This window comes from Lamprocystis purpurea DSM 4197 (assembly GCF_000379525.1).
GTDB classification, from domain to species: Bacteria; Pseudomonadota; Gammaproteobacteria; order Chromatiales; family Chromatiaceae; genus Thiodictyon; species Thiodictyon purpureum.
Map to the genome: position 1 here is coordinate 20,949 of NZ_KB902397.1, position 11,977 is coordinate 32,925.

Genomic DNA, 11,977 nt, shown 5'->3' on the forward strand with positions numbered 1-11,977 from the left:
GAGAGGGAATTCATATGACAAAGACGATGAACAAGCTACCCGAGACGGACTCCATCAAGGCATTGGCGGAATTCTGGCAGATGCATGACGTCACCGATTTCGAGGACGCACTCGTGGAGGTGACCGAGCCGGTGTTGCAACGCGCGGAACCCTTGTCGGTCATTCTCCCCGCCGCGGACCTGGCCGCACTTCGCGCCAGGGCGCGCTAGGAGCAAGTGTCCAGATGGATTCACGAGCGGCTGCATGCCGGCTAGGCGACCATGTTCCGCTTCACCCACATCCACTTGGAGCAGTATCGCTGCTTGGGGGCGTTCGACCTGACTCTCGAATCCGACCTGACGGTGCTGTTCGCGTGCACGGAACAAATTGGACCCGCTACGGGGTGGCGCCGTCTATCGGCCAAGAAGGCGCCGGTGGCCGATAGAAAGTCCGCCCGGATTCGATTTTTGCTTTTTTCGCAAGTGGTTGCTATCGGCCACTGGATCTGCGACACGACTCGCCTTGGCGGATATCGCCCCGTTGGGAGGCGTGCATGACCCCTGGCCCGATTTCGCTCACCCTGCTGGAGAAGGTGGCCACGGACAACGGCTTCGACCTGGCCGGGGCAAGGAATGATGGGGCCTGGCTTCCCTTCGCGAGCAGTCAGACCAGCCTGCGCATCTGGCTCCGCGTCCTGGAAGGGTCGCTCTATATCGTTGCCTTCTCTCGCCGCGAGGTCTGCGCGGCCCTGCCCGACCTTGGAGCGCCCTGGACCAACCCACTGCCGCCGGGTGCTTGCGCGGCGCGGGGCCTGGCCGACGCGGCGTCGCTCCACCGCTTGATCCGGCGCGCGTTTCAGCTTTCGCGGGCGCTCCCGGATGCGCCGCTGCAGGTCTTCCTCCAGCGGACCGCCGCACTCCCGCGGGCGACGGAGGCGGAGCGACTGGTCGTGCAACGGGTGGGTCAGGACCTGTTCCGCAACGGTCTGCTCGACTACTAGGAGGGCACGTGCCCGGTGTCCGGACTCGCCGTCCCCGAATTACTGCGCGCGAGTCACATCAAGCCCTGGGCGCACTGCGACACCGACGCCGAACGGCTGGACGTGTTCAATGGCCTGCTCCTTGCCCCCCAACTCGACGCCGCCTTCGACCGCGGATTCATGACCATCGACGACGCCGGCCGGGTCATCGTTTCGGACCGGCTTGATCCCGCCTCGCGGCAGGTGCTGGGGCTCGACCGGCCGCTTTCGGTCACTCGGCTCATCGATCCGCATCGCGTGTTTCTGGCGTGGCACCGCGAGCACGTCTTTATCAGGTCATCAGCATCGGCCTCCGATCGAGTCGCCCTGGTCACTGGGGGTCGGGCCAGCGTGGTACCAAGTGTTTCGGAGATTGCCTTCCCATGAAAGTCGCGCCGCTGCAATCAACGTTGATCGGGTCGGGTGACGGGATTGCGCCCGTCACCCCTCCCACACCACCGAACGTGCGGTTTTCCGCACCCGGCGGTTGAGCCCAGCGGGCTTAGCGCACAAGCGTCCACAGTAGAGTCAGCCCGTAGCGACTGAGGGTGGCGGTCTTCAGCGCTTGGTTGACGACGACATCTCCAGAACGGTCCGGGTGATCAGCGTACGCGCGAACACCGCGGGCAGCACCGACAGGCTCACGACCCGGCTCAGGCCGATCAGCGGTCCCGCATCGGCGACGACGACATCAACCAAAGGCTTCAAGCTCCTGCTCCAACTCTCCGGGACGCGGACGTGCAATGGGGATCCGCAGCCGGCTCAGGTGATCCATGAATTCAGCAACCCCCATCCCCGCCAGCCGCGCCGCCTTGCCCAGCGAGATGGTCTCCTCATCAAACAGTCGGGTGGCGAGCGTCATTGCCACCCCCTCCCGCAGCAGCGCCTCGTCGAACGGCACGGCCACAAAAATCGGCTGCCCATGCTTGGTCACGACGGACAGGCGGCCCAACTCGGCCTCGCGAACGATCCCGCCGGTGTTGTCCCGGAGGTCGCGGATGGTAAAGGTCTGCACGGCGGTCTCCCGATTTGTGCCTACATTGATGGGCACAATTTAGCTCAAGCGGCGGACCAGTAACAGACCGCAGCCGAACGCCTTGGCCGGGCCGATGCCATCGAAATCGCCTTCCCACGAAAGTCGCACGGCGGCTCTCAATGTTGTGGGAGTGACATGCGGCCGCAATCGGGGCCGCCATGAACGCCAACGCCGCGAGATCCCGCGAGACCGCATCGCGGCCGGAGGCCGCTCCCACGAGGACGGCATGCGCAGCAGGCAATACGACGCGCTTTCAAGGCACCCGCGCCTCGGTTAAGCTCGCCCGCCATGATGCTCACCAACCCACTCTCCCAACTCCTCGCGTCCACCGACTTCGCCTGGCGGCGCGAGCCGGCCGCTCCGGCCGCACTGACCAACCTGCAATGGCGCGCCGATGCTTGCGACCCCGGCTCGATCCTGTTCTTCCAGCGCTTCGATGACGGCCGCGACGACGCGGAGATCTATCGGCGCTACCTGGCGGACAGCGCCTGCGCCGTGCTGGTCACCAACCGGATGCTCGACTGCTTCGACGGCCTGCCCGGTAAGGGCGTCTATGTGACCCGTCCCGCGGACTGGCCCCAGGTGATCGGGCGTTTCTGCGACCGGGTCTATCCCTTGCGCCCGGACCTACGCTTCATCGGCGTCACCGGCACCAACGGCAAGACCACGACCATCAAGTACCTGGAGTCGATTCTGGCCGCGAACGGACACCGGGTGCTAGCGGTCGGCACCCTGGGGCTGTCGCTCGATGGGGCACCGCTGGCCGCGACCGGGTTCACCTCGCCGCCCCAACTCGAATTGCGTCGACTGCTGCACGCCTACCAGGACCGCTGCGACTGGGTGGTGATGGAGGTGAGCAGTCACGCGCTGGATCAGGGCCGCGTCTACGGGTTGCCGCTGCAGGATGCCGGGTGGACCAACTTCACTCAGGACCACCTGGACTACCACCGGACCGAGGCCGCTTATTTCGCCGCCAAGGTGCGCATCCTCGACCAGCTTGTCGACGGCGGCCGGCTCTATTGCAGCAGCCCCGAGGTGGCCGGTCGGCTGTCGGCAGCGGGGGTCGCGCAGGCGGCGATCCGACTCCTGGACGAACCCACCCTGGAACCGCGGGCATTGGCGGCCAAGCCCTTCCTCGCGCTGGCGCACAACCGCCGCAACTATGCACTGGCGGTCGCGCTGGCCGACGGTGTGCTGGGAACCGGCGCGCGCACCGACTGGCAGCATCTGCAAGCCGTGGATGGCCGCTTCGAGTGTCGGGTGGCCGGCAACCGGACCTTCGTCGTCGACTTCGCGCACACTCCGGATGCGCTCGACACCATCCTGACCGCCATCCGCGCCGGCTTCCCCGGCCACCGGGTGCTGACGCTGTTCGGCTGCGGCGGCGCGCGGGACCGCGGCAAACGGCCGCTGATGGGCGCCGCGGTGGCGCGTCACTGCGACCACGCGATCGTCACCTCCGACAACCCCAGAACCGAAGACCCCGAGCAGATCATCGCGGACATCCTCACCGGCATGTCCGGCGCGAGCCTGGACGTGGTCGTGGAGCGACCGGCGGCGGTCGCGCATCTGTTCGACCTGCTGGCCGCCCGCCCGCCGGAAGAGCCCTGGGTCGCTCTGATCGCCGGCAAGGGTCACGAGCGCTACATCGACCGCAACGGCGAGAAGATCGATTACAGCGACCAGGACGAGGTTGAACGCAACCTGCGGCGGCTCGGCTGGTAGATCGCGCTCGCCATCATCCACGGACAACGCCCGGCGTCACCAGACAGCGTCGTGCGTGCCCCGGCCGTCGTGCGTCAGGCGAGGCACAGGGTGTTGCGGCCGGCCGCCTTGGCCCGGTACATCGCCTGATCCGCGCGCTTGAGCAGCCGCTCGGCGCTCTCCTCCTCCGACCCCGTGAACAGGCTGATGCCGATGCTGCAGGTACCGCGGTGCAGCTCCCCCTCCAGATCGAAGGGCGGGACGAAGGCGGCGAGGAGCTTCCCCCCGACTTCGCGCACCTGAGCGGCGGCCAGCTCGGGATCCGCACTCAGGTCCTCCAGCAGCACCACGAACTCGTCGCCCCCCAGACGGGCCACACTGTCGCGGCGGCGCACGGTTGCGGTCAACCGCGCGGCGGCTTGCTGCAGCAGCCGATCACCCAGGTCATGGCCGCAGCGATCGTTGAGCGCCTTGAAGTTGTCCAGGTCGATGAACATCAGCGCACCCAGCCGCCGGGTGCGGGCAACAGCGGCCAGCGCCTGCCCCAGGCGGTCGAGCAACAGGCGCCGGTTGGGCAGACCGGTCAACGCATCGAACAAAGCCAGCCGGCGGATCGCCTCTTCGCTGCGCTTGCGCTCGGTGATATCGGTGACCATCGCCAGCGCCTGAACCACTTGGCCGTCCGGGGCACGCAGGGGGGTCGTGGTGATCAGGGTCCAGATCGCGGTACCGTCCGCGCGGATGAAGCGGAACTCGTGCTGCGCGGCGACCCCCTCATTGCGTTGCGCGAGTCGCTGCTCCGCTTCACCGCGCCCCGCGGCGTCCATGAAGTCGAAGAACGACCGTCCCGACAGACCGCCCGGGGGACAGCCAAGCAGGGTCTCCATCTGGCGGTTGGCGAAGGTGGTGATTCCCTGGCGATCGATGATCCAGATACCCTCGTTGGCGGCCTCGACGATCTGCCGGTAACGCTCCTCGCTCTCGCGCAAAGCACGTTCGGCCGTTTTTTGTGCGGTGATATCGCCATAGGCAACGACGACGCCATAGCCCGGCAGCGGCAGGGGTGCCGCGGTGACCGTCAGCCAGGTGATCTCATCCGCCGCCTTGACGATCCCCGACTCCACACCCTCAACCAGACGCTGCTCCTTGAGCGCCCGCACGCTGGCGAATTCCTCGGCCGGCATCGGCTGCCCGTCCGGGCGCAGAATCCGCCACTGCGGTGCATCGATGCTGCGCGTCCCATGCTCCGCTCGGGAGACGCCAAGCAACCGCTCGGAGGCGGCATTGGCCTCGACGATCCGGCCGGCGGCGTCGGTGATGGTAATGCCCAGCGGAAAGTCATCGAACAGGGTACGGTACTTGACCATGGTCTCGGCGAGCGCGTCCTGCACGCGTCGGGGCTCGGTCAGGTCGATATCGACACAGAAGAATTCGGGTGCGCGACCCGAAATCCGCACCACGGCATGGCTGGAGTAGACCGCGACCCGCGTGCCATCCTTGCGCTGGAGCGACAACTCCGCGGGCGGGATGGGCTGTCCGGTCTCGGCCATCATTGCGATGGCACCGCGAACGGTGTCCCGCATGTCGAGGGGGATGATCAAATCCAACAGGCTGCGTCCAATCGCCTCCTGCGCCGCATAGCCATAGATCCGTTCAGAGGCCCGATTCCAGTAGCAGGTTGTCCCGTCCATCAGATACCCCTGCACGGCGACCGCGGGGACCTCATCGAGCAGTCGGCGAAACCGCTCTTCACTCTGGACGGTGCGCTCCTCGATCAGCGCGGTGAGTGCACGCGCCTGGGCACGGGTCTTGAGCAGCAGACGCGTCAGCGCGGCGAGCAACAAACTGAATGAGAGGCCAAGGGCCGCTTTCAGGAGCAACTGGGTCTGTTCACTGTGCCAAATCGCGGCGATGGCCAGCGCGGCGGTCAACATGAAAACGATCAGGACAGCAGCCCAGTGGCGGCGGGTTTCTGACAGGGGCACCGGGTTCATCTTTCCTCCGTTCTGCATCCTGAACACTGGCGCCGCCGAGCGGCCAATGACCGGCAAGGCGCCCGCTCATGATCAGTTTACTCCGATGGCGTAAGATACGCCCTGTGTCTCCACCCCGACCGGACCTGATGAGTACACCATGCCCCTCTGGCGCACGCTGGTCCACCCGCTGACCGTTATGGCCCTCTGCCTGATGCTGACCCCGGTCGCAGCCGTGGGCCAACCCCTCCCCGTGGCCAACACCCTCACGCCCCTGCGCGAGATTCAGGACGCGACCGACCGCTTGTTGCTGGGACGGACCGAAATCGCTGAGGCAACGCGGCATCGCATTCGTGAGTCCGAGCGCCTGGCGGCCCAGATCGCGGAGGAGGAGCGGCGCCTGCGCAGCGCCGACATCCAGCCGGGGATGTTGCAAGCGGCGCGCCAGGAGCGCGATGCGGTCCGCTCCCGCATTCGCACCCTGGAGGGTCAGATCGCGCACCGACAGGCGGCGTTGGCGCGGCTGCAACAGCGTGTCGCCGCACTCGAACGGACCCTGACCGACACCCCGGTCCGCGACTTGGACGACCTGTCCCAACACACGACACTGCGGCTGCTCAGTGACCAGATCGCGGCCCTGCGGGCGCTGCTGGACAGCTTCGCGGAGCTGGTCACCGCCGACCAGCGTTTCGAGATCCTCAGCGAGCAGCGCCTGCGTCTGCTCCAGCGGCGCATTCGCCTGGACGCCATCGACTACGCCACTGCCCCCGAACATGACCCGCGTGTCCCCCTGCTGGAGTCGGCGGTCTCGCAATTTCTTGGCGAAACCGCGCACTTGGCCGCCGCGCTCATAACCATCGACGAGAACGACCCGGCGACGCGACCGCAACGCGACCTCCTGGAAACCCGTTTGCATGATGCGGCCTCCCGCGCCTATCTGCGTCAGAACGATCTGGATCTGCTCGGTCTGCGTGGACAACTGGCAGGCCTGATCGCCTTGCGCGGCGACCGGTCCGCACCTCTGCCGTTGCTGGCGGCGGCGGCGGACGAACTCACCGCGGCGCGGGATGAACTGCGGACTCTGATCGGCGAACTGGTCGGCGAGCGCCAGGTCATCGAGGCGCGGCGCACCCTGCTGCGCGAACGCGGCGTCACCGCGGGACCGACCTGGGACCTGACCCAAGACCTGGAGGACCTGATCGACCTGCAGCAACAGGACATCAAGGCCGAATTGCAACGGGTTGAATCCGAGCGTATTCACTTCGCCCAACAGATGGCGGCGGTCTATACCGATTCACTGACCGAACGACTGCCGTTGCCCGGTGCGACCGGGGAGTGGCAACGGATCGCCGCGGGGTTCGCCGCGCTGCCGACACTGGCGATGCATGAGCACCGGACGCTGGCAACCAACCTGCAGGGACGCATCGACCTCCTGACCCCCGGCGAGTGGCTCAACCTGCTCGGCGGGACCCTGGCAGTGATTGCCCTGACGCTCGGTCTGCGTCACTGGCTGTGGCGGCACCACCTGGAATCCGGGCGGCGGCTGGCCATTCCGGCCCAGGCCCTGGTTCCGGCGCTTCCCTGGGCCATTCCCGCCCTGATCTGGGCTTGGGTGGCGTTCAGCCTCGACCTGCCCGCGAACGCGTGGCGGCCGCGCCTGCTGGTGCTCGGCGTCTGGCCGGCGAGCGCTTTTCTGTTGCGGCTGGCGCGGCTCGAGCTGTTTGTCCCCGAACAGTCGGCGAGTCAATTGGCTGAACGCACGGTGTTTTTCCGGCGGCTGCGATGGGCGCTGGGACTGACCGTGGTGATCAGCGTCTTGTATTCCCTGACCCACGCACTCCCGGTTTCGCCCCTCGCCGCCGACCTGCTCGACCGCCTGGCCCTGTTTGGTTTGCTGCTGCTCGCGGTGCCGGCCTTCGGGCTCAGGGGGCTGATCCTGCAACTCGCGCAGGTAGCGGGTGAAACCGCGGACCCATCGCCCGACGCGGCACCGAACCGAAGCGGCGGCCAGTCGTCCGCGCCGCCTCCGCCTGCCAGACCGGAGGCCGCGACACCGCACCGTCACGGCGTGCGCTTGCTCGCCTGGCTGTCCCGCGCGGCCGCCGTAGCGCTCGCGGCAGCGGGCCTGCTCGGGCTGCTGGGATACCTCAACCTGGCCTGGGCCATTGCCGCGTATCTGGGTTGGCTGGCGCTGATCGCCGCATTGCTTTATCTCGCACTGGGCGCGCTCGACGACCTGCACACCACCGCCTTGCGCCGTTTCGAACGCTGGTCGGACAAAAAAATGGATACCCGCGGCGATCTATGGCGCCGCGAGTTTCTGGGTCCGACCCACGCCCTTGCGGTCCTGCTCGCCTGGCTGGCCGCGGGCTGGGGCCTGGTGCGGCTGTGGGGCTGGAGCGCGCAGACACCGCCGCTGAGCACATTGCTGGACTGGACGCATCGGGCATTGCTCCATGTCGGCAAATTGCAGCTGACCCCGCGTGATCTGGCCATCGCCGCATTGCTGGTGCTCGCCAGCATCTGGATCGGCGCCTGGGTCAAACGGGTCAGCTTTCATCTCGCCTACGCCCGCATCCGCGATCACGGGCTGCGCCAGACACTGGCGACCTTCACCCAGTACCTGATCATCTGCACCGGCTTCCTGGTCGCGCTCCAGAGCATCGGTGTCGACCTGACCACGCTGCTGGTCTTTGCCGCGAGCCTGGGCGTGGGCATCGGCTTCGGGTTACAGAATATCGTCAACAACTTCATCTCGGGCATCATGCTCCTGGTGGAACGTCCGCTGCGGGTGGGCGACATCGTGACCGTGAGCGGCCATGAGGGCGAAGTCACCCGGATCGGTTTCCGCTCGCTCACCATCCGCACCTTCGACAAACAGGAGGTCTTCGTCCCCAATGGATCAGTGATCACCGGCGAATTCATCAACTGGACCCGGAGCGACGACATCCTGCGCACCGTGCTGACCGTGGGCATCAGCTATCAGAACGACCCCGACCAGGCGATCGCCCTGGTCCGCGAGATCCTGGTCGGTTATCCCCCGATCCTGCGCAGCCCGGCGCCGCTGGTCACCCTCTGGGAGTTCGGAGACTCCGCGGTCACCCTACGCCTGGAGTACTGTATCCATTACCTGGGACAGATCGGGCGCAGCGCGGTGCGCTCCGAAGTCAATCGCCGCATCTGGTACGGATTCCGGACCGCCGGCATCAGCATCCCCTACCCGCAGCGCGACCTGCACCTGTGCCTGGACCAGGGTGACGCGGTTTTGCCCGCCCCCGAGAGTGCCGCGCCGGGGACGATGGCACCCTGATGCTCTTACCGATCAGCGACTTGTCTTGAGCGGCCACCGTGAACGCTGTTAATTGACAGAGACGGTGCGAATTCTCAATGTCAGATATATCATAAAACGCTTATGTTCTAATGCATTCTTTCTCAGACGACTCATGCTGATCACGGGCGCGGGACCATACCAACCGCCCGTTCGACACGTGAGCAAAGGCGTGACTACCGATGAATGCAGACTCCATTGACAACGAACCGCAGTCCGAACAGACGCGCACACCGCGTACCCGATCCACCTGGCCGATGCGGATTCTCGGGGGGACGCTGGCCGCCGCCGTCATCTACCTGGTCACTGTGCTTGGCCTGACATTCTACTGGTGTCAACAGCCACCGACTTTCGAGGTCGCCGCGACCATTCCCGACAGTGCGTTCGCCGCGGACGGCAAACCCATACCCGGCACTGCACTCGTCTCGACCACGATCAGGATTGGTGAAATCCTGCTCGATAAGCCGGGCGGATTCCTTTATAACGATATCGCACCGCCGGGCGTATTGATCGACAACTGTCCGAGCTGGGAATGCGGAGTCTTGATGGCGCTGCGCGATACGCTACGCTCGTTACGCAATGATTTCAGTCGCTCGCAGAGTCAGTCATTGGAAAACGATGACGTCAGGCGGGCCGACCTGCAATTCGCGATCGATCCGAAATCCTGGATGTTCCCGACCGCCGAGGATGAATATCGTCAAGGTCTTGACGCGCTCAGACATTATCGCGATACGATGACCGGCAAACCGGGGGGCGGGCATTTTTTTGCGCGCGCCGATAACCTCGCGGACTATCTCAACGTGATCGAGAAACGTCTTGGCAATCAAGCAAGCCGCCTGAGTTCAAGCATCGCCAATCGGGCACTGACGGCAGCGCTCATCCCCAACCTGGACGGCACACTGACCACCGCTGCCGCGCCGGACACACCGACCCAGACGCCCTGGGATCAGGTCGACAACGTGTTCTATTGCACACGCGGCTACAGTTGGGCGTTGTTGCATGTCATGCAGGCGATTGCCGTAGACTTCCGGGACATCCTGGAAGCCAAGAGTGCCCAGTCACTGGTTCAGCAGATCATTCGCGATCTGCAGGGCGCGATCCAGACAATGTCGAGTCCGATCGTGCTGAACGGCGACGGCTACGGGGTCTTCGCCAATCACTCGCTGACCATCGCGTCTTATATCTCCCGTGTCAATGCGTCGGTGCTCGACCTGAAAACCCTGCTACAGGACGGCTAGCAGCCTGTCGGACTTTAGGCGATTTCCGAATAAGACGCTATCAAGAATCAAGCTCCGTAGGAGCCCGCTTGCGGGCGACGTGACCTGCCGGAATCGCGTCATTGTGCCCCACCCGTCGCCCGCAAGCGGGCTCCTACGGGTTGGATTTTTCGCGGAAATCACCTTACGTTAGATTGTGGAGCAACAAAAAGCCTTTATGTTGACTCACACCCTAATCCTAGGGGCTAAGTCCGACAGGCTGCTAGGCCGCGCTTCTACCGGGTTGGGATTGGGGCTGATGGACATCGGCCTTGATCAGGTTTCCGGCCACGCGGCGTCGGGTGGACAAGCGTAGCGCAGTCCACCAGCAGCGGCGCGGGATTCACGGGACTGCCCCGGCGCCGGCACGACCAGCCGGAATGATGATCGAGGCCCAGACACCTGAGGTCCATCAGTCAGGCTGTACCCGATAAGGAACATCCACAGTGCAAGACTTCCGCTGATCTTTCTCCCAGGCTCCAGCGTCGCATGGCGCTACCGGCCGGTGGAGCGGCCGGACGGCATTCCCACGCTGGAGCGTGGGAACGAGAAGAATAAGCACGGATCAGGCCACCACCGGCCCATGCAACAGGCGCGGTGATCCACCTTGCCCGGCACCCTTGACCTGGCTAACATCAGGCCTTGGCGGGGCCGCTTGAAATCGATCGCGACGCTCGCTTCAGGGATTTTCGCGGGCCTATCGGCTCACATGAACAACCAGTCTGATCAGACCCGGCAGCGTCAGTGTCATCGCGGCCGGGCAGGTCGCCGTACGGGAGCACCGTCATGATCCGTCACCGCCGCTTGATCAGTTTCGACTGGGCGATGAAGCGTCTGTTGCGCAGCAAAGCCCATTTCGGAATTCTCGAAGGATTTTTGAGTGAGTTGCTGCACGAAGAGATTCAAATCCTGGAGATCATCGAGAGCGAGAGCAACCGGGACACGGCGACCGACAAGCAGAACCGGGTGGATTTGAAGACACGCAATGCCGGCGGTGAGATCATCCTGATCGAGGTCCAGTACCAGCGGCAGTTCGATTATTTGCAGCGTATTCTGCACAGCACCGCGCGTACGCTGGTGGAGAACCTTCAGGAAGGCCATCCTTACGGTGAGGTGGTCAAGGTCATTTCGGTCAGTATCCTGTATTTCGACCTGGGTCAGGGCCAGGATTATGTCTATCACGGCGCCACCCGATTCATCGGGCTGCATCGCCAGGACGAACTGCAACTGAGCGAGGCGCAGCAGGATCTCTACCGACGCCGGGAACCGCACGCGTTGTTTCCGGAATACTACCTGATCAAGGTCAACCAGTTTGACGACGTGGCCCGTGACTCGCTCGACGAATGGATATATTTTCTCAAGCACGAGGAGGTGCCCGAGGGCTTTCGCGCCCGGGGATTGCAAGAGGCTAAGGAACAACTGGATATTCTGCGGCTGCCGGAGGCGGAGCGCCGTGCCTACGAGCGCTATCAGGATGATTTGCACCAGCAGGCGAGCATGGTGCAATCGTCCTATGGTTGGGGCATGCAGCAAGGCCGGAAGGAAGGTCAAGAACAAGAGCGCCTGCGCATTGCCCAAGGTCTGCTGGACGTGATTTCCGACGACCAGTTGCTGGCGGAAAAGACCGGACTGAGCGCGGCCCAAATCCGGGGCTTGCGCGCGCAGCGGACCTGACGAAGACCG

Annotated in this window: 12 protein-coding genes; 8 read left to right on the forward strand and 4 right to left on the reverse strand. The window is 64.9% G+C overall.

Features of this window, described 5'->3' with window-relative positions; genetic code table 11:
- The first annotated feature begins 26 nt into the window (after positions 1–26).
- Genes A39O_RS0105325 through A39O_RS36240 form a run of 4 tightly spaced genes read left to right on the forward strand, consistent with a single transcriptional unit; the run spans position 27 to position 1,384 of the window.
- Positions 27–209 carry a hypothetical protein gene (locus tag A39O_RS0105325; protein WP_211211539.1) on the forward strand — a complete coding sequence of 61 codons (183 nt, stop codon included), beginning with the start codon at positions 27–29 and terminating at the stop codon, positions 207–209.
- A 51-nt stretch (positions 210–260) separates the two neighbouring features.
- On the forward strand, positions 261–536 hold the full coding sequence (locus A39O_RS41595; RefSeq protein WP_020503661.1) for a hypothetical protein: 276 nt from the start codon (positions 261–263) through the stop codon (positions 534–536).
- Complete coding sequence (locus tag A39O_RS36235) at positions 533–979, forward strand: hypothetical protein (RefSeq protein WP_020503662.1); 447 nt, start codon at positions 533–535, stop codon at positions 977–979. The genes A39O_RS41595 and A39O_RS36235 overlap by 4 nt, the downstream gene beginning before the upstream one ends.
- A gap of 15 nt (positions 980–994) precedes the next feature.
- Positions 995–1,384 carry an HNH endonuclease gene (locus tag A39O_RS36240; RefSeq protein ID WP_020503663.1) on the forward strand — a complete coding sequence of 130 codons (390 nt, stop codon included), beginning with the start codon at positions 995–997 and terminating at the stop codon, positions 1,382–1,384.
- Positions 1,385–1,555: 171 nt separating this feature from the next.
- On the opposite strand, the gene A39O_RS40400 is transcribed toward A39O_RS36240, so the two are convergent.
- Genes A39O_RS40400 through A39O_RS43465 form a run of 3 tightly spaced genes read right to left on the reverse strand, consistent with a single transcriptional unit; the run spans position 1,556 to position 2,261 of the window.
- Positions 1,556–1,696: a hypothetical protein gene (locus A39O_RS40400; RefSeq protein ID WP_020503664.1), complete on the reverse strand. Its 141-nt coding sequence runs from the start codon at positions 1,694–1,696 to the stop codon at positions 1,556–1,558.
- Positions 1,689–2,012 carry a type II toxin-antitoxin system prevent-host-death family antitoxin gene (locus A39O_RS0105345; protein ID WP_020503665.1) on the reverse strand — a complete coding sequence of 108 codons (324 nt, stop codon included), beginning with the start codon at positions 2,010–2,012 and terminating at the stop codon, positions 1,689–1,691. The genes A39O_RS40400 and A39O_RS0105345 overlap by 8 nt, the downstream gene beginning before the upstream one ends.
- A gap of 39 nt (positions 2,013–2,051) precedes the next feature.
- Entirely contained in the window at positions 2,052–2,261 is a 210-nt protein-coding gene (locus A39O_RS43465) for a type I-E CRISPR-associated protein Cas6/Cse3/CasE (protein ID WP_407635626.1), read from the reverse strand.
- Positions 2,262–2,321: 60 nt separating this feature from the next.
- Here A39O_RS43465 and A39O_RS0105350 point away from each other — a divergent pair, with 60 nt between their 5' ends.
- Positions 2,322–3,758, forward strand: a complete 1,437-nt coding sequence (locus A39O_RS0105350) for a Mur ligase family protein (RefSeq protein WP_020503666.1) — start codon at positions 2,322–2,324, stop codon at positions 3,756–3,758.
- Between the two features lie 74 nt (positions 3,759–3,832).
- Here the strand turns inward: A39O_RS0105350 and A39O_RS0105355 are convergent, their stop codons facing one another.
- The gene (locus tag A39O_RS0105355) at positions 3,833–5,731 is read right to left on the reverse strand and encodes a sensor domain-containing protein (RefSeq protein ID WP_020503667.1); all 1,899 of its coding nucleotides are present in this window, start codon (positions 5,729–5,731) and stop codon (positions 3,833–3,835) included.
- Positions 5,732–5,870: 139 nt separating this feature from the next.
- Between A39O_RS0105355 and A39O_RS0105360 the strand changes: the two genes are divergently transcribed.
- The 3 genes from A39O_RS0105360 (at position 5,871) to A39O_RS0105375 (ending at position 11,968) form a co-directional block, all read left to right on the forward strand.
- Positions 5,871–9,020, forward strand: coding sequence for a mechanosensitive ion channel domain-containing protein (locus tag A39O_RS0105360; protein WP_020503668.1), 3,150 nt, complete (start codon positions 5,871–5,873; stop codon positions 9,018–9,020).
- 200 nt (positions 9,021–9,220) lie between these two features.
- Entirely contained in the window at positions 9,221–10,276 is a 1,056-nt protein-coding gene (locus A39O_RS0105365; RefSeq protein WP_020503669.1) for a DUF2333 family protein, read from the forward strand.
- Between the two features lie 804 nt (positions 10,277–11,080).
- On the forward strand, positions 11,081–11,968 hold the full coding sequence (locus tag A39O_RS0105375; protein ID WP_020503671.1) for an Rpn family recombination-promoting nuclease/putative transposase: 888 nt from the start codon (positions 11,081–11,083) through the stop codon (positions 11,966–11,968).
- Positions 11,969–11,977 lie beyond the last annotated feature (9 nt).

Excerpts from the sequence above, each read along its gene's own strand:
- A39O_RS0105325 (WP_211211539.1), top strand. The coding sequence starts at position 27 with ATGAACAAGCTACCCGAGACGGACTCCATCAAGGCATTGGCGGAATTC.
- A39O_RS41595 (WP_020503661.1), top strand. The coding sequence starts at position 261 with ATGTTCCGCTTCACCCACATCCACTTGGAGCAGTATCGCTGCTTGGGG.
- A39O_RS36235 (WP_020503662.1), top strand. The coding sequence starts at position 533 with ATGACCCCTGGCCCGATTTCGCTCACCCTGCTGGAGAAGGTGGCCACG.
- A39O_RS43465 (WP_407635626.1), bottom strand. The coding sequence starts at position 2,261 with ATGCCGTCCTCGTGGGAGCGGCCTCCGGCCGCGATGCGGTCTCGCGGG.
- A39O_RS0105350 (WP_020503666.1), top strand. The coding sequence starts at position 2,322 with ATGATGCTCACCAACCCACTCTCCCAACTCCTCGCGTCCACCGACTTC.
- A39O_RS0105355 (WP_020503667.1), bottom strand. The coding sequence starts at position 5,731 with ATGAACCCGGTGCCCCTGTCAGAAACCCGCCGCCACTGGGCTGCTGTC.
- A39O_RS0105360 (WP_020503668.1), top strand. The coding sequence starts at position 5,871 with ATGCCCCTCTGGCGCACGCTGGTCCACCCGCTGACCGTTATGGCCCTC.
- A39O_RS0105365 (WP_020503669.1), top strand. The coding sequence starts at position 9,221 with ATGAATGCAGACTCCATTGACAACGAACCGCAGTCCGAACAGACGCGC.
- A39O_RS0105375 (WP_020503671.1), top strand. The coding sequence starts at position 11,081 with ATGATCCGTCACCGCCGCTTGATCAGTTTCGACTGGGCGATGAAGCGT.